This is a genomic window from Micromonospora sp. WMMC273 (genome assembly GCF_027460285.1).
In the GTDB taxonomy this organism is placed as follows: domain Bacteria; phylum Actinomycetota; class Actinomycetes; order Mycobacteriales; family Micromonosporaceae; genus Micromonospora; species Micromonospora aurantiaca.
In genome coordinates, this window is the sequence record NZ_JAPZBE010000001.1 from 3,618,527 (window position 1) to 3,636,616 (window position 18,090).

General features: G+C 74.3%; 16 protein-coding genes. 11 read left to right on the forward strand and 5 right to left on the reverse strand.

What is annotated here, in order from left to right; all coding sequences use genetic code 11:
- The first annotated feature begins 131 nt into the window (after window positions 1-131).
- From O7611_RS16960 to O7611_RS17010, 11 genes are read left to right on the forward strand one after another with little or no spacing between them, the layout of a single operon-like run.
- Window positions 132-1,286: an acyl-CoA dehydrogenase family protein gene (locus O7611_RS16960; RefSeq protein ID WP_194799003.1), complete on the forward strand. Its 1,155-nt coding sequence runs from the start codon at window positions 132-134 to the stop codon at window positions 1,284-1,286.
- Entirely contained in the window at window positions 1,283-2,116 is an 834-nt protein-coding gene (locus O7611_RS16965) for a cyclase family protein (protein WP_194799002.1), read from the forward strand. The genes O7611_RS16960 and O7611_RS16965 overlap by 4 nt, the downstream gene beginning before the upstream one ends.
- A complete protein-coding gene (locus O7611_RS16970) occupies window positions 2,113-2,751 on the forward strand; it encodes a TetR/AcrR family transcriptional regulator (RefSeq protein WP_194799001.1) in 639 nt (212 codons plus the stop codon). The genes O7611_RS16965 and O7611_RS16970 overlap by 4 nt, the downstream gene beginning before the upstream one ends.
- On the forward strand, window positions 2,748-4,082 hold the full coding sequence (locus tag O7611_RS16975; protein ID WP_194799000.1) for a phenylacetate--CoA ligase family protein: 1,335 nt from the start codon (window positions 2,748-2,750) through the stop codon (window positions 4,080-4,082). The genes O7611_RS16970 and O7611_RS16975 overlap by 4 nt, the downstream gene beginning before the upstream one ends.
- Window positions 4,082-5,248: a thiolase family protein gene (locus O7611_RS16980; RefSeq protein WP_194798999.1), complete on the forward strand. Its 1,167-nt coding sequence runs from the start codon at window positions 4,082-4,084 to the stop codon at window positions 5,246-5,248. Before O7611_RS16975 ends, O7611_RS16980 begins: the two co-directional genes overlap by 1 nt.
- Window positions 5,245-6,648: a 3-hydroxyacyl-CoA dehydrogenase NAD-binding domain-containing protein gene (locus O7611_RS16985; protein ID WP_194798998.1), complete on the forward strand. Its 1,404-nt coding sequence runs from the start codon at window positions 5,245-5,247 to the stop codon at window positions 6,646-6,648. Before O7611_RS16980 ends, O7611_RS16985 begins: the two co-directional genes overlap by 4 nt.
- Window positions 6,645-7,490 carry an SDR family oxidoreductase gene (locus tag O7611_RS16990; protein ID WP_194798997.1) on the forward strand — a complete coding sequence of 282 codons (846 nt, stop codon included), beginning with the start codon at window positions 6,645-6,647 and terminating at the stop codon, window positions 7,488-7,490. The genes O7611_RS16985 and O7611_RS16990 overlap by 4 nt, the downstream gene beginning before the upstream one ends.
- A complete protein-coding gene (locus O7611_RS16995; RefSeq protein ID WP_194798996.1) occupies window positions 7,487-8,281 on the forward strand; it encodes a CoA transferase subunit A in 795 nt (264 codons plus the stop codon). The genes O7611_RS16990 and O7611_RS16995 overlap by 4 nt, the downstream gene beginning before the upstream one ends.
- Window positions 8,278-9,006 carry a co-chaperone HscB gene (locus O7611_RS17000; protein ID WP_194798995.1) on the forward strand — a complete coding sequence of 243 codons (729 nt, stop codon included), beginning with the start codon at window positions 8,278-8,280 and terminating at the stop codon, window positions 9,004-9,006. The genes O7611_RS16995 and O7611_RS17000 overlap by 4 nt, the downstream gene beginning before the upstream one ends.
- Window positions 9,003-11,117, forward strand: a complete 2,115-nt coding sequence (locus tag O7611_RS17005) for an acyl-CoA dehydrogenase family protein (protein WP_269697196.1) — start codon at window positions 9,003-9,005, stop codon at window positions 11,115-11,117. Before O7611_RS17000 ends, O7611_RS17005 begins: the two co-directional genes overlap by 4 nt.
- On the forward strand, window positions 11,114-11,863 hold the full coding sequence (locus tag O7611_RS17010; protein ID WP_269697197.1) for an enoyl-CoA hydratase: 750 nt from the start codon (window positions 11,114-11,116) through the stop codon (window positions 11,861-11,863). The genes O7611_RS17005 and O7611_RS17010 overlap by 4 nt, the downstream gene beginning before the upstream one ends.
- Before the next feature lie 69 nt (window positions 11,864-11,932).
- On the opposite strand, the gene O7611_RS17015 is transcribed toward O7611_RS17010, so the two are convergent.
- The 5 genes from O7611_RS17015 to O7611_RS17035 all read right to left on the reverse strand — a co-directional run bounded on the left by O7611_RS17015 (window position 11,933) and on the right by O7611_RS17035 (window position 18,051).
- Window positions 11,933-12,832 (reverse strand): ROK family protein, encoded by a 900-nt coding sequence (locus O7611_RS17015; protein WP_194798992.1) that lies wholly within the window; start codon window positions 12,830-12,832, stop codon window positions 11,933-11,935.
- Window positions 12,833-12,927: 95 nt separating this feature from the next.
- Window positions 12,928-14,382, reverse strand: a complete 1,455-nt coding sequence (locus O7611_RS17020; protein ID WP_194798991.1) for an argininosuccinate lyase — start codon at window positions 14,380-14,382, stop codon at window positions 12,928-12,930.
- 41 nt (window positions 14,383-14,423) lie between these two features.
- Complete coding sequence (locus O7611_RS17025) at window positions 14,424-15,245, reverse strand: creatininase family protein (protein WP_194798990.1); 822 nt, start codon at window positions 15,243-15,245, stop codon at window positions 14,424-14,426.
- Window positions 15,233-16,981 carry an ABC transporter permease gene (locus O7611_RS17030; protein WP_194798989.1) on the reverse strand — a complete coding sequence of 583 codons (1,749 nt, stop codon included), beginning with the start codon at window positions 16,979-16,981 and terminating at the stop codon, window positions 15,233-15,235. The genes O7611_RS17025 and O7611_RS17030 overlap by 13 nt, the downstream gene beginning before the upstream one ends.
- Window positions 16,978-18,051 carry an ABC transporter ATP-binding protein gene (locus tag O7611_RS17035; protein ID WP_194798988.1) on the reverse strand — a complete coding sequence of 358 codons (1,074 nt, stop codon included), beginning with the start codon at window positions 18,049-18,051 and terminating at the stop codon, window positions 16,978-16,980. The genes O7611_RS17030 and O7611_RS17035 overlap by 4 nt, the downstream gene beginning before the upstream one ends.
- Window positions 18,052-18,090: the final 39 nt, after the last annotated feature.

The window sequence follows — 18,090 nt, forward strand, 5'->3', positions numbered from 1 at the left end:
TTTACAAGGGAAAACAGCATCCGGGATGCGCTTGACACCGACAACAAGCACCGCCTAGACATCTCGACATACGCAACGGTATGGCGCGGCGCGCAACGACCGGCCCGCGCCGGAGAACCGGGAGGCACCACGTGTCCGTGATCTGGGAGCCACGCCTGGACGACGAGGGACGCCACTGGCGCGACCTCGCCCGGGACGTGGCGGCGCGCCACTTCGCGCCGCTGGCCGAGGAACTCGACAGGGAGCAGCGCTACCCGTGGGAGAGCGTTCGGGTGCTCGTCGAGGAGGGGCTGGCCGGGCTGCTCGTGGAGCGCGAGCACGGCGGGCGGGGCGCGTCGTTCGTCACCGCCTGCGCGGTCATCGAGGAGGTCTCCCGCGCCTGCCCGTCGACCGGCGCGATCCTCACCGCGTACGCGCTGGGCGCCACCCCGCTGGTGCTGGCCGGCACCCCCGAACAGCGCGAGCGCTACCTGGGCGGTCTGGCCCGGGGCGAGGCGATCAGCTTCGCGCTGACCGAGGAGGGCGCCGGCAGCGACGCCGCCCGGATCCGCACCACCGCCGAGCGTGAGGGCGCGGGCTGGCGGCTGCGCGGCGAGAAGATCTACATCGGCAACGGCGGCGCATCGCGGTACTACGTGGTCTTCGCGCTCACCGACCCGCAGGCCGGCACCCGCGGCATCACCGCGTTCCTGGTGGACAAGGACGCCGACGGCGTGGTCATCGACAGGTACGAGGACAAGATGGGCATCCGCGGGACGCTCACCAGCAACCTCAAGCTGGACACCTGGGTGCCCGACGGCGACGTGCTCGGCGACCTCAACCGGGGCATGCGGCTGGCCATGCAGACGCTGTCCGCCGGGCGGATCAGCGTCGCGGCCCAGTCGCTCGGCGTCGCCCTGGCCGGCTTCGACGTCGCGTCGCGGGAGGCGACCCGGCGGGAGACGTTCGGCCGGCCGATCATCGACAACCAGGGCATCTCTTTCCCGCTGGCGGACGTCGCCACCGGCATCACCGCCGCCCGGATGATCACCTTCGAGGCGGCCCGGACGCACCAGGAGGGCGGCGACGTCGGCATCCTCGGCGCGATGGCCAAGCTGTACGCCAGCGAGGTCGCGCACCGCGCGGTCGACACCGCGGTGCAGGTGTTCGGCGGCGACGGCTTCTGCAAGCCCTGCCCGGCCGAGCGGCTCTACCGGGACCAGCGGATCCTGGAGATCTACGAGGGCACCTCGGAGATCCAGCGGCTGGTGCTGGGCCGGGCGATCAAGGCGTCGGTGGCGGCATGAGCGCGCCCTGGCGGCTGCGCGTCGACTGGCCCGCGTCCGGCCCGACCCGGGTGTTCGACCTGGCGCAGCAGATGTACACAGGCATCCCGCACCACCCGAACCACCCGCCGTACAGCTTCACGCTGACCAAGCGGCACGGCGAGATCATGTACCCGGACGGCGTCTCCGCCGCCGCCGAGATGATCACCACGGGCGGGCACGTGGGCACCCACGTCGACGGCCTCGCCCACGTCTCCCGGCTCGGCAAGGTGTACGGCGGCGTGGACGTCACCGCGAGCCAGTCGTACGCCGGCGGGGTGCCGGACGTGTCGGTGCACGAGCTGCCGCCGATGCTGGCGGCCGGTCACCTGGTGGACGCGACAGTCGCGCTCGGCCGGCCGCTGACACCCGCCGACGGCGTCGGCGCGGAGCTGTTCGAGCGCTGGTTCGCCGACCGGCCCCGCCCCCGCCCCGGTGCCGTGGTGCTGGTGCGCACCGGCTGGGACGAGAAGTGGACGGACAACGCCGCGTACCTCGGTGTCGCCACCGGCGCACCCGGCGTGGACGTCAGCGGCGCGCGCTGGCTCACCGACCACGGCGTGGTGGCGGCAGGCGCGGACACCATCGCGTTCGAGCACATGCCCAGCCCCGCGCTCGCGGTGCACTGCCACCTGCTCGTCGACCACGGCGTACCGATCATGGAGGCGATGAACCTCGCGCCGCTGGCTGCCGAGGAGGTCTGGGACTTCTTCTTCATCGCCGCCCCGCTGTCCATCCGCGGCGGCACCGGATCACCGATCCGCCCGCTCGCCGTCGTACCCGACACCACCGCACCGGAGACCACCGCATGACCGCCGACGACGACGCCACCGCGCGCCCGGCCGCCCCCGGCCGGCGGGACATCCTGGAAGCAGCCGCCACCGCGTTCACCCGCAACGGGTACGCGGCCACCACCATCGACGACATCGCCCGCGAGATGGGCGCCACGAAGGGGCGCGTCTACCACTACTACCGGGCGAAGGCGGACGTCTTCCTGGACATCGTCACCACCGGTATGCAGGAGCTGATCGACGGCATCGAACCGATCGCCGGCAACGGCGGCCTCGACCCGGCCACCCGGCTCTGGCGGATGGCGCACCACCACGCCGGGCTGATGATGACCCGCAACTCGTTCCAGCGGGTGGCGATGCGCGCGGTCGAGATGCGCCGCCTCGGTGAGGCCCCGGCCCAGCAGCAGGCGTTGGAGACCGTGATCGCCATGCGCGACCGGTACGAGCAGATCTTCGCCGACGTCATCGACGAGGGCCGGCAGGCCGGGGTGTTCCGCGAGGTGGACAGCCGGCTGGCCACCAAGCCGCTGCTCGGCGCGCTGAACTGGATCAGCCTCTGGTACGACCCGCAGCGCGGCGACTACAACACCCGTCAGCGGCTCGCCGACGAGTACGCCGACTTCATCGTCGGCGGGCTGCGCCGGAGCCCGCGATGACCGGGCCGTTCTCCGCGCGCCACTGGCACGAGGCCGAGACGTGGCCGCGCGAGCGGCTGGCCGCGTACCAGCTCACCCGCCTGAAGGCGCAGCTGTCCTACGTGTACGCTGCCAGCGACTTCTACCGCACCCGGTGGAACGCGCTCGGCTTCCACCCGGGCGACGTCCGGGACCTGGCCGACCTGCGCCGCCTGCCGCTGGTCGGCAAGGCCGACTACGTGGCCGATCTGGCCGCCCACCCGCCGTGGGGCAGCGCCGTCGCCGCGCCGGTGGCCGACCGCCGCCGGGTGCACTTCTCCTCCGGCACCACCTCGAACCCGACCCCGGTGCTGTGGACCGCGCACGACCTGGACCGTTGGGCCGACCTGTACGCGCGGGCCGCGTACAGCCAGGGCGTGCGGGACACCGACGTCTACCAGTGCCTGTTCAGCTACGCCTGGTTCGTCGGCGGGCTCGGCGCCACGGCGGGCTACCAGCGCATCGGCGTGACGCTGCTGCCCGCCGGGTCCGGCGACACCCAGCGTCAGATCGACACCATCTTCCGGTACGGCACCACAGCCGTCGGCGGCACGCCGTCGTTCATGCTGCACCTGGCCGAGACGGCGGAACGGGCCGGCACGCCGCTGCGCGACTCACCGGTGCGGCGGATCCAGGTCGGCGGCGAACCGGGCGCCGGGGTGCCGGCCACCCGCGCGCACATCGAGCAGCGGTGGGGCGCGAAGTGCTTCGACGGCTACGGCAGCCTGGAGTTCCAGCCGATCGCCTGGGAGTGCGAGGAACAGGCCGGCGGCCACCTGGCCGAGGACTTCGCGTACGCCGAGGTGCTCGACCCGTACACCCACGAGCCGGTGCCCGACGGCACCCCCGGCCTGCTGGTGCTCACCCACCTGGACAAGCGGGCGAGCCCGCTGGTGCGGTGGGCGACCGGCGACGTGGTGGTCCGCGACAGCACGGCCTGCCCGTGCGGGCGCACGCTCGCCCGGCTGCCCGGCGGCGTCGTCGGCCGGGCCGACGACATGCTGGTGGTACGCGGGGTCAACCTGTTCCCCTCCGCCGTCGAGCAGGTCGTCCGCGCCACGCCCGGCACCTGCGGCGAATACCTCATCCTCCTCGACGAGGACGTCACCGACCCGGCGACCGGCTACCTCACCGGCATCAAGCTGCGCGTCGAGGTGACCGGGGACGACAAGCGGGTGGCCCGCGAGCTGGCGCACGCCGTGCGCGCCGAGCTGACGGTGCGCGCGGTGGTGGAGACCGTCCCCGAGGGCACGCTGCCGCGCAGCACCCACAAGAGCAAGCGCGTCGTACGCGCCGACCGAGAGGCTCCGTGATGGACAGGCAAGCGTTCCTGGTCGGCGCCGTGCGCACCCCGCACGGCCGGTACGGCGGCGCGCTGCGCGACGTACGGGTGGTGCGCCTGGGCGGGCTGGCCGGCGCCGAGGCGCTGACGCGGGCCGGGGTGCCCGCCGAGGCGGTGGACGAGACGGTGGTCGCCAACTGCCGCCAGGCCGGCAACGGCCCGAACCCGGGTCGGCAGATCTCGCTCGCGGCGGGCGTGCCGGTGCCGGTGCCGGCCCAGACGATCAACATGGCGTGCGCCTCCGGCCTCAAGGCGGTGCAGCTCGCCCACCGGTCGGTGCTGGCCGGCGAGGCCGACGTGGCGCTCGCGGTGGCCGCGGAGAGCATGAGCACGATGCCCTACCTGGCGCCGTACACGCTGCGCTGGGACGGGGTGCGGCGCGGCGACGTCCTGCTCCAGGACGGCTGGCGCGACGGCGGCACCGACCCGATCTGCGGCATGAGCATGGGCGAGACCGCGGAGAAGGTGGCCCGTGAGTTCGGGGTGTCCCGCGCCGACCAGGACGCCTGGTCGGCGCGCAGCCACCAGCGGCTGGCCCGGGCCTGGGAGTCCGGCGCGGCGGCGCGGGAGGTGCTGCCGCTGGACGAGCTGGACCGCGACGAGACGGTACGCCCCGACACCACACCGGACCGGCTCGCCCGGCTGCGTCCGTCCTTCACCGACGGCGGCACGGTCACCGCGGGCAACGCCAGCCAGATGGCCGACGGCGCCGCGGCGGTCGTGGTGGCGAGCGGCGAGGCGGTACGGCGGCACGGGCTGACCCCGCTGGGCCGGATCGTCGGGTTCGCGGCGGTCGGCGTGGACCCGACGATGATGGGCGTCGGACCGGCCGAGGCCATCCCGCTCGCGCTGCGCCGGGCCGGGCTGACCGTCGGCGACGTGGACCTGTTCGAGATCAACGAGGCGTTCGCGGCGCAGATCGTGCAGAACGTCCGCGCGCTCGGCCTGGACGAGGAGCGGGTGAACGTCAACGGCGGCGGAATCGCCCTCGGTCACCCGACCGGCCAGAGCGGCGCCCGGCTGGTCGTCTCGCTGCTGCACGAGCTGGCCCGCCGCGACGGCCGATACGGCGTGGCGAGCCTGTGCGTCGGCGGCGGGCAGGGCATCGCCGCCGTGATCGAGCGGGTGACCCGGTGATCGCCGTCGTGGTCGGCCTGGGCCCGATGGGCCGGGGCATCGCACAGGTCCTCGCCGCGGCGGGGCACACCGTCCGGGTCGTCGACGCCACCGCCGAGCTGGGCCGCGCCGGCCTGGAGCGGATCCGCGCCGACGGCGCGACCGGCGACCTCGACGCCGCCGCCGACGTCGAGACCGCGCTCGCCGGGGCGGACGTGCTGGTCGAGGCGATCCTGGAGGACATGGCAGCCAAGCGCGACCTGCTCGCCCGGGTCGCCGCCGCGGGCGGCCCGGACCTGCTCGTCGCCTCGAACACCTCGTCGCTGAGCGTCAACGAGATGGGCCGCGCGTTCGGCGCCCCGAAACGCCTGCTCGGCCTGCACTTCTTCAACCCGCCCACCCGGATGCGCCTGGTGGAGGTGATCGTCGGCGCGGCCACCGACGCGACGACGGTGCGGCGGGCGCTGGCGCTCGTGGAGTCGCTCGGCAAGACCGCCGTGGTGTGCCGGGACTCGCCGAACTTCATCGTCAACCGGATCTGCCGGCCGCTGTACTACGAGGCGCAGCTCCTCCTGGCGCAGGGCGTCGAGGCGGCGGTGGTGGACGCGGTCGCCCGGGGCGCGCTCGGGCACCCGATGGGACCGCTGCAACTGCTCGACTTCACCGGGCTGCACACCCACCTGGCATCCTCGGAGACCGCGCTGCGCGAGTTCGGCGACCCCCGCTACCGGCCCATCCCCCAGGTGCGCGGCCTGGTCCGGGCCGGCCTGACCGGCAAGGCGGCCGGCCGCGGCTTCTACGACTACGCCACCGAGTCGCCGCGCGACGCCAACGCCCGGGTGGTCCGGCAGCCGGGGCAACCGAACGGCCCGGCGGCCCCCGTGGTCAGCCTCGGCGCGCCGACCCCGCAGCGGGTGTCGGAGCTGGCCGGGCTGGCGGCCCGGCAGAACGTGGTGCTGGACAGCTCGGACGCCGGCTGGGCCGACGTGCTTCCCCCGGAGGTCGGCTGGATCCGGCTGCACCGGCGCGCCGACGACGCCGTGTTCGCCGAGGTCGTCGAGGACCCGGTAGCGGGCATCACCGTCCCCGCCTTCGTCGACCGGCTGCTGGATCACCTCGGCGCGCCGTCGGTGCGGGTGCCGGCGCTGCCCGGCCTGGTCGGCGACCGGCTCGCCCACTGCCTGGTGAACGAGGCGGCCACGGTGGTCGAGGAGGGCACCGCCACCGCCGAGGACGTGGACGTGGCGTTGCGCCTGGCGATGAACCATCCGCGTGGGCCGTTCGAGACGCTGCGGTCCGCCGGGGCGGGGACGGTGTACGAGGCCCTGCGGTCGATGGCTGACGCGTTCGGCGACCCCCGCTACCGGCCGGCGCAACTGCTGCGGCGGCAGGCGATCGGCGAGGCGAGGGCCGCCCGGTGACGCGGGACGACGACAGCGACGTGCGCGTGCTGCGCCCGGGTGTGCTCGCCGGACGGCACGCGGTGGTCACCGGCGCCGGCAGCGGCATCGGCCGGGCGGTGGCGGTACGCCTGGTCGAGCTGGGCGCCCACGTCACCGGACTGGGCCGGCACGCCGACACGCTCGCCGCCACCGGAGAGCTGGCCAACGGCGGGGCGGCCACCGGCGAGGCCGCCGGCGGGGACGGCCGATACGCGTACGCGGTCTGCGACGTCCGCGACCACACCCGTACCGCCGCCACCGTCGCCGAGGTGGGCGACGCCCACGGGATCGACCTGCTGGTGAACAACGCCGGCGGGCAGTTCTTCGCCCCCGCCGCGCGGATCTCGGCGCGCGGCTGGGCCGCGGTGGTCGACCTGAACCTCACCAGCGTCTTCCACCTCACCACCGCCGCGTACCCGTACCTGCGGCGCAGCCGCGGCGCGGTGGTGAACATGTCGCTGTCCGGGGTGGAACGCGGCGGGCAGGGCATGGCGCACGCGGTCGCGGCCCGCGCCGGCGTGCTCGGGCTGACCCGCACGCTGGCCCTGGAGTGGGCCGCCGACGGCATCCGGCTCAACTGCCTCGGGCCGGGTACGGTGCTCACCGCCGCGCTCGACGCGGAGGCGGACCGGCACGTGCGGGACAACCTGGTGGACCGGGCCACGCCGCTGCGCCGCCCGACACGCGCCGAGGAGGTCGCCGAGCTGGTGGCGTTCCTGGCCGGCCCGGCCGCCGCCATGATGACCGGTCAGCTCGTCCAGCTCGACGGAGGCGCGCACCTGGGCCCGGGGCTGCACATGCTGGCGGAGGCGTACCGGTGAGCCGCGCCCTCGCCGACGCCGTCGCCGAGCACGTCGGCCCCGGCCGGCGGGTCTACCTGGGCAACTTCGGCGCGCAACTGTTCGCCGTGGGTCACGAGATGATCCGGCAGCGGATCCGGGACGTGGACGTCGTGATCGCCTCCGGCGGGCTGCTGATGGACCAGCTGCTCGGCGCGGGGGTGCTGCGCTCGGCCACGTACGGCCACTGCTGGAGCCCGGTCGGCCCGGCGCCGGCTTGGAACTTCCGGCGGGCCGCGCAGGACGGCGACGCCCGCGTCACGCTGCACGAGCTGAGCCTCGGGCTGCTCACCGCCGCGCTCACCGCCGGCGCCTGGCGGGTGCCGTTCATGCCGGTGCCGGACCTGCCCGGCACCGGCTACCTGGACGAGGACTGGAGCCGGGGCCGGCTGTCCCGGGTGGACTCGGCGTTCGGGGCGGCCCGGGTGGTCCGGGCCGAGCGGCCCGACGTGGCGTTCGTGCACGTGGACCTGGCTGACGAAGACGGCAACGGGGTGATCCGCGGTCCGCTGGGTGAGGTGCTCGTCGCCGCCCAGGCGGCCCGCCGCACGGTGCTCGTCGCCGAGGAGGTCACCGACGCCGAGACGGTACGCGCCGCCGGGATCAGCATCCCCGGGCTGCTCGTCGACACGGTGGTCGAACACCCCGGCGCGGTACGCCCCGACGGCGCGGTCGGCCGGTACCCGCGGGACGTGCGGGCGTACGAGCGGTACGCCCGCTGCTCGGCCACCGTTGACGGTTTCCGGCGGTGGCTGGCCGAGGAGGTGCGGTGAGCACCGCGGACTTCCTGGTCCGGGCGGCGCGCGAGTTCCGGCGCGGCGGCTGGGTGTTCACCGGCTTCCACTGGCCGGTGCTCGCCGGCCAGTGCGCGTACGCGCTGCCCGGCGAACCGTTCAGCCAGGTCTTCGAGGCCGGCGCCAGTGCGCACCGGCCCGGCGACGACGTGCCGACGAGCACCACCGACTACCCGGCGTACGCCGGCGGGTTCGGCTGGCTGGGCGGCACCGCCGACGTGCTGCTGGCGATGGGACACCGGTTCGACCGGGTGGTGCTCGACGCCGGCAACGTCGACCTGCGCGGCCGGATCAACTCGTCGTACCTGGGCCCCCGGGAGCGGCCCACGGTACGGCTACCAGGTGGCGGCGGCGCGGCCGACATCGCGGCGGCGGCACGGGAACTGGTGCTGCTGCACGGCGCCCGGGATCCGCGCCGGATCGTGCGGGCGGTCGAGCACGTGACCGCCGCGCCCGCGCCGGACGCGCTGGTGCGGCTGCACACCCGGTGGGGCGTGGTGCGGCTGGGCGCCGATCCCCGGCTGGAGGAGGTCACCGCGGACGGCGAGGTGCTGCGCGCCCACCTGGCCGCGCTCGGCGTACCGGTCGACGGCGCGGTGCCCCGGCCGCCGGTCGGCACCGCCGAACGCGCCGCGGCCGTGGACGTGCTGCGGCGGGCCGCCGTACGCGGCTACTCAGTGGCGAAGGGAACGGACAGAGGATGACTGACGACGATCTCGGTGAGCTGCGCCGGCAGGTGCGGAGCCTGGTCGGCGAGTGGCGCGACGGCGACCGGTTCCGACCGGTGTGCGACGCGTGGCTGCGCTCGTACGACACGGAGTTCAGCCGCGCGCTGGCGGACCGGGGCTGGATCGGCCTGACCTGGCCGCGCGAGTACGGCGGGCAGGCCCGCTCGAACCGGGCCCGGCTGGTGGTCACCGAGGAGCTGCTGCGCGCCGGGGCGCCGGTGGCCGCACACTGGATCGCGGACCGGCAGATCGGCCCGGCCGTCCTGCGGTACGGCTCCCCCACGCTGCGCGAGCGGTACCTGGCGGCGATCGCCGCCGGGAAGGTGACGTTCTGCCTCGGCATGAGCGAGACCGAGTCCGGCAGCGACCTCGCCTCGGTGCGTACCACCGCCCGCCCGGACGGCGACGGCTGGCGGCTCACCGGCGGCAAGATCTGGACCAGCCACGCCCACCGGTCCACGCACGCGTACGTGCTGTGCCGCACCGGCACCGGCGGCGACCGGCACGAGGGCCTGACCGAGCTGATCGTGGACATGTCCGCGCCCGGCGTGACCGTCCGGCCGATCGTCGACCTGCGCGGCGAGCACCACTTCAACGAGGTCCTCTTCGACGACGTGCACGTGCCCGGCGACCACGTGCTGGGCACCGCCGGCAACGGCTGGACGCAGGTCACCGAGCAGTTGTCCTTCGAGCGCGGCGGGATGGAGCGGGTGCTGAGCACGTACCCGCTGCTGGCCGCCACCGTCGATGCGTGCGCCGCGCGGCGGGACGCGGACGCCGCGCTGGGCGAGGCGCTGGCCCGGCTGGCCGGGCTGCGCGGCCTGGCCTGGCGGATCGCCGGTGAGCTGGACGCCGGGCAGGCCCCGGTGCACGCGGCGGCGGTGCTGAAGGACCTGGGCACCGAGTTCGAGGCCGACGTCAACGAGATCGCCCGTGCCGTGCTCGACGTCGAGCCCGACCCCGACGGCGACGGACCGGCCGGGTTGCTCGCGCAGGGGCTGCTGGCCGCGCCGGGCTTCTCCATCCGCGGCGGCACCACCGAGGTGTTGCGCACCATCATCGCCAAGGGTGCCGCCCGGGCGCCCCGGCACGGCGGCGACGAGCTGCGGGAACTTGCCGACGACGTGCTCGGCGGGCACGGCGGCGACCCGGAGGGCCTGCCCGCGCTCTGGTCCACGGTGCACCGGCTGGGCTGGACCGGCGTGTCGGTGCCGGAGGGCGCGGGCGGCTCGGGCGGCACGCTGACCGACCTGGCGGCGCTCGTACGCGGGCTGGGCCGCCACGGCGTCTCCCTGCCGCTGGCCGAGACCGTGCTGGCCGCCCGGCAGCTCGCCGCCGCCGGTCGCGGCCTGCCCGACGGCGTCGCCACGGTGGTGACCGGCGACGGGCTCGCGGTGACCGGCGGGCGGCTGCGCGGCACCGCCGCCCGCGTGCCGTGGGCCGCCGCCGCGCGGACATTGCTGGTGTACGCGGGCGACGACGCGTTCGTGGTGCCCGCCGACCACCCCGGCGTGCGGGTCACCCCCGGCCGCAACCTGGCCGCCGAGCCACGCGACGACATGACGCTCGACGTGCCGGTCACCGACGGCGTGCGGCTCACCGGCGTCGCGCCCGCCGCGACGGTACGCGCCGAGGCGGCGGTGCTGACCGCCGCCGCGCTCACCGGCGCGCTGGAGACCGCTGTGGAGCACACCCGGCAGCACGTGACGACGCGGGAGCAGTTCGGCCGGCCGCTGCTGGCGTTCCAGGCGGTCGGCCAGACGCTGGCCCGGATGACCGCGCACACGCTGCTGGCCGGCACCGCGCTGGACTCCGCGCTGGCCGGCCCGGACCCGCTGCGGGTGGCCGCCGCGCGGGTGCTCACCGGCCGGGCCGCGACCCTGGTGGCGCGCGGTGCGCACCAACTGCACGGGGCGATGGGCGTGACCCGCGAGCACCCGCTGCACCTGTCCACCCGCAGGCTCTGGTCCTGGCGGGACGAGAACGGCACCCAGCGGTTCTGGGCCGCCACGCTCGGCGCGGCGCTGGTGCCGCGCGGCAGCGCAGGCGTCTGGTCCTGGCTGACCGAGCAGGAGGATGAGTCATGAGCAAAGTGGAACTGCACAACGCGGACGGGCGCTGGACGCTCACGCTGAACGACCCGGACCGGCGCAACGCCATCGACGCGGAGATGCGCGACGCGCTCGGCGACGCGATCGCCGAGGTGGCGGCCGACCGGCACGCCCGCACGCTCGTGGTCACCGGCGCGGGTACGGCCTTCTGCGCCGGCGCCGACCTGCCCGCCATGTTCGGCGAGCCCGGCCGGAGCGTCGCGGAGATCCGCGCCGACCTGCACCGCGTCTACGACAGCTTCCTGCGGGTACGGGCGCTGCCGATCCCGACGATCGCCGCCGTGCAGGGACCGGCGGTGGGCGCCGGGCTGAACCTGGCGCTCGCGTGCGACACCCGGATCGTCGGGCCGAAGGCGAAGCTGATCGCCTCGTTCACGAAGCTCGGCCTGCACCCCGGCGGGGGCTGCACCTGGTTCCTCACCCGGGCGCTCGGCCCGGAACGCGCCCTGCAACTGCTGCTCGACGGCGGGAGCGTGGACGGCCCCGAGGCGGTACGCGTCGGGCTCGCCGCGACGCTCGCGGACGACCCGCTGGCCGCCGCGCACGAGCGCGCCGAACGGTGGGCGGCGCTGGACCCGGCGCTGGCCCGGAACATCAAGACGTCGGTGCGCACCGCGGAGACGGCCGGTTTCGCCGCCGCCCTGGAGTTCGAGTCGTGGGCGCAGGCGTCCTCGGCGACCGGGCCGGCGATCCAGGAGGCGGTAGCCGCGTTCCGCAGGTGATCCGGCCGCACCGGACCGGGCGGGGCGCACCGCTGCGCCCCGCCCGGCGGCGTTCCACGGTGGTGGCGGTCAGACCGCGGCGGGCTGGGCCTCAGTGGCCAGGGCGAGCGCGCCGAGCAGCGCGGCGTCCTGCGCGAAGTCCGACAGCACGACCTCCGGCGGGTACGGCAGCGTGTGCGTGAGCCGTTCGGTCAGCAACTCCCGCACCAGGTCGTTGCCGGCGACGCTGCCGACCAGCACGATCCGCTGCGGGTCGAGCAGCAGGCAGCAGGTGACCAGCTGGCGGGCCAGTTCGTCGACGCGCAGGCGGAGCTGCTCGCGTACCGGGCCGGGCTGCTCCGCGGCGGCGCACAGGCCGGCCGCCCGGCCGTCGACGCCGAGGCGCTGCGCCAGCTCGTCCAGGGCCCGGCCGGAGAACGTCGCCTCCAGCATCGGTTCCAGCCGGGGCGGCCAGCTGAGGTCGGTCAGTCCGTAGGCGATCTCGCCGGCCGCGCCGTGGCGGCCCGGGAGCACCTCGCCGTTCACCGTCACCGCCGCGGCCACCCCGGTGCCGAGCCCGACGACGAGTCCCGGATCGGCGTCGCGCAGCGCACCGAGCCGCAGCTCGGCGTGGGCCGCCGCCTTCAGGTCGTTCGTCACCCGCACGTGCGCCAGGTTCAGGTGGGCGCGGACCGCCTCGGCCAGCCGCAACTGCTCCCAGCCGGGCACGTTCGGCGCCAGTTCGATGCCGTCGTCGTGGACGACGCCGGGCGAGGCGATGCCCGCCGCGACGATCGTGCCGCCGGTCTGCTCGGCGAGTTCGCACGCCCGGTCCAGGGCCCGGGAGAGGGCCTGCTGCGCGCCCTGCTCGGCGATCGTGGGCAGGCGCTCGGAGACGAGCAGCCGGCCGTCGGTGTCGCCCACGCCGATGGCCATCTTGGTGCCGCCGAAGTCGATGCCGAGCAGGCGCGGATTTGCCGGTCGTTCCATGGTGATGTCAGATCGCCCTTCGGGCCGTCGGTCCAGATCACGTGGTCGCCGCGACACGACGTCCGCGACCACGGCCAGCTGCGTCTGCCGCCCCGTCACGGGCCTACCCTCGCCGCGACCGCCTCGGCGAGAGCCGCGTCGGCACGGGTCAGCCGCTCGCGCAACGCCTGCGCCCGCTCCTGCACCGCGTCGAGCATTGTAGACAGTCGTCCGACCTGGTCCCGGACGGCCGCCTCGCCGGGGCCGTCGGCCTGGGCGCGGCGCAGCACGAGTTCGGGGCGGACCGCGGCGGCCAGCAGGTCCCGTACCGCGGCGTCGTCGAGCGCCAGGCCGAGGTCGGCGGCGGTGGACCGGACCAGTTCCTCGGTCCAGGTCGCCGGCGCGCCGCCGCGGACCAGCCGGCCGAGCAGCGAGTGGGCGCCCCGGAACGGCACGCCGTGGCGGGCCAGCGCGTCGGCCGCCGCGGTGGTGGTGGCGCCGGAGGCGACGATCTCCTCGCCGGACGGCGGGCGCTGCGGATCCAGCTTCTCGATCAGGCCACCGAGCAGGGAGAAGAAGCGGTACGCCCGGTCGTCGCCCTCCCAGAGCCGGGACTGCACGTCGGTGGTGGCGTTGTTCGAGTCCTCCCACCAGGCGGCGCCCACGTTGTTGAGCACGCTCGCCGCGTCGGCCGCGGCGGCGCCGGCCATCGAGACGAGGTGTTCCAGCACCACCGGGTTGCGCTTCTGCGGCATGATGCTGCTGCCCTGGGTGAACTCGCCGGGCGTGACCACCCAGCCCCAGCTCAGCCAGTCCATCAGGGTGCGGGCGAGCCGGGCGCCGGTGGCGAGCGCCTGCGCGTTGAGCGTGGCGACCCGGACCAGGTGGTCGGCGCCGGCCACCGCCTCGTACGAGTTGACGATGAGCTGGTCGAAGCCGAGCAGGTCGGCCAGCCGGCGCGGCGAGATGTCCAGGTCGGTGCCGGCGAAGGCGCAGGAGCCCAGCGGCGAGCGGTTCATCTCGTCCAGCAGGCCGGCGTACGCGGCGGCCTCGCCGGCGAGCGCCTCGGCGTAGCCGGCGAAGACGTGCCCGATGCTTGTCGGCTGGGCCGGGCGGCGGTGCGTGTAGCCGGTGATCACCACGTCGGCGTGCCGGTCCGCGCGGTCCAGCACGGTACGGCCGGTGGCCAGCAGGGCGTCGAGCACCTGGAGCAACTGGTCACGCAGCACCATCCGGAAGACGCCGGCGTCGAGGTCGTTGCGGCTGCGCGCGAGCTGCACGCTGAGCTGCGACACCTCGATGCCGGCCGCGGCGGCGAGGCGCTTCTCCAGCGTGTAGTAGACGTCCTCGACGCTGCCGTCGTACTCCAGTTCCTCGGGCCGGTCACCGGTGAGGGTGACCAGGCCGCGCAGCATCGTCGCGGCGGCCTCGTCGGAGATCAGTCCCTGCTCGGCGAGCATGACGACGTGGGCCTTGCTGGCCGTGACCATCGCCGGGTAGAGGTTGGCGACGTGGTGGTCGAACACGACGCGCAGGTGGTGCTGTTGGTAGACGGTCAGTGACGGGCTCATGGAGGCCTCCCGAGGTGGTGCGTGGTCCTGGGGCGTGACTGTCATCCGGTCGGCTGGTCGGGCCGGTCGGCGCCGGGCGGCCCCGGCAGCGGCGCGGCGAGCCACGCCCCGACCAGCTCGCGCAGGCGGGCGCCGGCGGTGGCGCGGATCCGGCCGCCGGCCTCCTCACCTGCCAGCGAGACGTGGCCCGACCAGCCCTGCCAGGGGTCGGGGCGCGACTCCACCAGCACGTACGGGTACGGGGTGGGCAGTTTCGGCTTGGGCGGCAGGTCCGGCGCCGCGTCCAGGCGTACCGCGGCCGGGTCGAAGCCGAGCACCGCGGAACTCTCGTACGCGCCGCCGTGTCCCCGGGCCGGCAGCTCACCGAACATCTCGGTGGTCTCGTCCGGGCCGACGAGCTGGAACCAGTTCACCAGCATCATGCTGGCCCGGTGCCGGCCGGACACCCACTCCATCGCCGCGCGGACGGTGGACATGTTGGCGTCGTGCCCGTTGACCACGAGCACCCGGGTGAAGCCCGCCTCGACGATGCCGGCGAGCACGTCGGCGAGGTAGCCGACGGCGATCTCCGGCCGCAGCGCCACGGTGCCCGGCCACGGGCGGGTCTGGCCCGGGCAGGCGGCGTACGGCGTGGCCGGGAACAGCACCGCCCGGGCGGACCCGGTGGCCAGTTCCCCGGCGAAGCCCTCGGCCAGGATCAGGTCGGTTCCGATCGGCAGATGCGGACCGTGCCACTCGACCGCGCCGACCGGCAGCACCGCCAGGTCGGCCGCCTCGGTCACGGCGGCGAACGCGTGCCCGGGTACCCGGGTGACCGGGAGCAGCCCTCCCCCGGTCCGCCACCGCTCGATCAGTTCGTCCACTGCTCGGCCCTCCGGGTCGCGGTGCGGCTGCTCTCCAGCCGCCCGGAGAACCACATCACCACGAAGATGAGCAGCACCTGGAGCATGCCGTAGGCGGCCGCGGTGCCCAGCTCGAAGCTGTACATGCGGTTGTTGATGGCCACCGAGATCGGCACCGTCGACGAGGTGTAGATCAGCACCGAGGCGACGAACTCGCCGACGCCGTGCACGAACGCCAGCAGCGCGCCGGCGAGCACACCGGGCAGCATCAGCCGCACGGTGATCGTGTAGAAGGCGCGCAACCAGGAGGCGCCCAGGTTGCGGGCGGCGTCCTCCAGCGACGGGTCGATCAGCGCCAGCGTCGCCGAGCTGGACCGGAACACGATCGGCAGGAACCGCACGAAGTAGGCGAGCGGCAGGATCCAGAACGTGCCGACCAGCACCTGCCCGAAGCTGAACGCGTTGCCGGTGCTGAACGCCGAGATCAGGTTGATCGCCACGACCGTGCCGGGCAGCGCCCAGGCGATCATCACGGCCACGTCGAGCAGGCCGCGTCCGACGAACGTGAGCCGCCGCACCGCGTACGCGATGAGCACGCCGATCACCACACAGCCGACGACCGCCAGCAGGCTCATCTGCACCGAGTTCAGGATCGGCTCGAACGCCTTGGGGTCGGTGAAGATGGTGACGAAGTTCTCGAACGTGTACGTCGGCGGCAGCACCTCGGTGGTCCAGGACCGGTCCTCGGAGAACGCGACGAGCGCGATCGCGCCGACCGGGGCGAGCAGCACCAGCGTGGCCAGCACCGAGGCGAGCGGGGCGAGCCAGCGGCCGATCGGGTTGGTGATCTCCCGCCGGACCGCCGAGACACCCTTGGACTGCGACTGGTAGTTGCGCCGCCCCTCGTACCAGCGCATGGCCAGCAGGAAGATGATCGACACGATGCCGAGCACGGAGGCGTACGCCGAGGCCATCGGCAGGTCGCCGTTGGTGCGGTTGATGTAGATCTGCATCGTCATGGTCTGGCTGACGTTGAACAGCAGTGGCGCGGTGTAGGACGCCAGCGACGTCATGAAGACCAGCAGCGACGCCGAGATCAGCGCGGGGGTGAGCATCGGCAGCAGAACGGTGCGCCACACGCGTACCCGGCCCGCGCCGAGGTTGTACGCCGCCTCCTCGACCGACGGGTCCATCCCGGCCAGCGCCGCGGAGGCGGCCAGGTAGAAGAACGGATACATGGTGAACGTGTGCACCACGAGCACACCGGCGATGCCGTCGAAGGCCAGGACCGGCTTGTCGGTGCCGAGCAGCGCCTGGAGGCCACGCGGCACGATGCCGATGTTGCTGTAGAGAAGCTGGAAGGACACGGCGCCGATCAGCGGCGGCAGGGCCGCCGGCACCAGGATGAACGCCTCGATGAGCCGCCGGCCGCGGAAGTGGAACCGCTTGAGCAGGAAGGCCATCGCCACGCCGACGATGCCGCAGAGCAGCACGCTCGCCGCGGAGATGAACAGCGAGGTGAACAGCGACTCGCGGGCCACCCCGGAGGAGGAGAGGAACTGGAGGTAGTTGTCGGTGCCGTTGGCGCTGACGCTCTCCCGGAAGGTGGCGAACATCGGCTGCACGACGAAGCCCCACAGCACCAGGACCAGCGGCAGCACCAGCAGGTAGGGGAACCACCGGGAGTTCGCCCCGCCGGCTAGGCGCCGGCCGAGGGCCGCCGCCCAGCCGGGGGCGGTCGGCGTCGCCGCGGTCACGGCTTGACCACCCAGAGCCGCTCCGGTACGAGCCGCAGGCCCACGACGTCGCCGAGCGCCATCCCGGCGGGCGCGTCGACCAGGGCGGCCATCACCTCGTCGCCGTCGACGTCGACGGTGACGTGGGTGGCCATGCCGGTGAACTCGACGTGGCTGACCCGGCCGCGCATGGCCGCCGTGTCGTCGTCGCCGCCGAGCGCGATGTGCTCGGGGCGGGCGGAGACCAGGGCGGTGTCGCCCTCGGTGAGCCCGTGTCCGGTGGGAGCACCCACCTCGATCGTGGCGCCGCCGGGCAGGCGTACCTGGACGCGCTGCTCCGTCGCGCCGGTCACCGGCAGGCTCAGCACGTTGCTGCGTCCGATGAACCGGGCCACGAACGCGTTCGCGGGCTGGTAGTAGACCTCGTGCGGGGTGCCGACCTGCTGGACCCGGCCGGACTCCATGACCGCGATCCGGTCCGACATCGCCATCGCCTCGGCCTGGTCGTGCGTGACGTAGATCGAGGTGGTGCCGCTCTCCCGCTGGATGCGCCGGATCTCGGCGCGGGTCTCCTCGCGCAGCTTCGCGTCGAGGTTCGACAGCGGCTCGTCGAGCAGCATGGTGCGGGGACGGATCACCAGGGCCCGCGCCAGCGCGACGCGCTGCTGCTGGCCGCCGGAGAGCGCGTCGATGCGCCGGTCACCGTACCCGGCGAGGTGCACCTGCTCGAGCGCCTCGGTGACCCGGCGGGCCTGGTCGGCGCGGGAGACCCGGCGGACCTTGAGCCCGTACGCGACGTTCTGCGCCACCGTCATGTGCGGGAACAGCGCGTAGTTCTGGAACACCATGCCGGTGTCCCGCTTGTTCGGCGTCCAGTGGGTGACGTCGTCGTCGCCGAAGTGGATGTGACCGGAGGTCGGGAAGTAGAAGCCGGCCACCATGCGCAGCGTCGTCGTCTTGCCACAACCGCTCGGCCCGAGCAGCGTGAAGAACTCGCCGGCCCCGATGGTGACGGTGACGTCATCGACCGCCGCGGAGTCGCTCGACTTGGCGAAGCGCTTACTGACCGCCGTCAGTCGGACATCGATCATTTCGTGGGTCCTTCCAGGACGAAGCCGGGCCGTGCCGGA

What these genes read in the sequence shown, in the direction of transcription:
- O7611_RS16980 (WP_194798999.1), top strand. Translation starts at nt 4,082, where the DNA reads ATGGACAGGCAAGCGTTCCTGGTCGGCGCCGTGCGCACCCCGCACGGC.
- O7611_RS17015 (WP_194798992.1), bottom strand. Translation starts at nt 12,832, where the DNA reads ATGGAACGACCGGCAAATCCGCGCCTGCTCGGCATCGACTTCGGCGGC.
- O7611_RS16975 (WP_194799000.1), top strand. Translation starts at nt 2,748, where the DNA reads ATGACCGGGCCGTTCTCCGCGCGCCACTGGCACGAGGCCGAGACGTGG.
- O7611_RS16965 (WP_194799002.1), top strand. Translation starts at nt 1,283, where the DNA reads ATGAGCGCGCCCTGGCGGCTGCGCGTCGACTGGCCCGCGTCCGGCCCG.
- O7611_RS17010 (WP_269697197.1), top strand. Translation starts at nt 11,114, where the DNA reads ATGAGCAAAGTGGAACTGCACAACGCGGACGGGCGCTGGACGCTCACG.
- O7611_RS17020 (WP_194798991.1), bottom strand. Translation starts at nt 14,382, where the DNA reads ATGAGCCCGTCACTGACCGTCTACCAACAGCACCACCTGCGCGTCGTG.
- O7611_RS16970 (WP_194799001.1), top strand. Translation starts at nt 2,113, where the DNA reads ATGACCGCCGACGACGACGCCACCGCGCGCCCGGCCGCCCCCGGCCGG.
- O7611_RS17005 (WP_269697196.1), top strand. Translation starts at nt 9,003, where the DNA reads ATGACTGACGACGATCTCGGTGAGCTGCGCCGGCAGGTGCGGAGCCTG.
- O7611_RS17035 (WP_194798988.1), bottom strand. Translation starts at nt 18,051, where the DNA reads ATGATCGATGTCCGACTGACGGCGGTCAGTAAGCGCTTCGCCAAGTCG.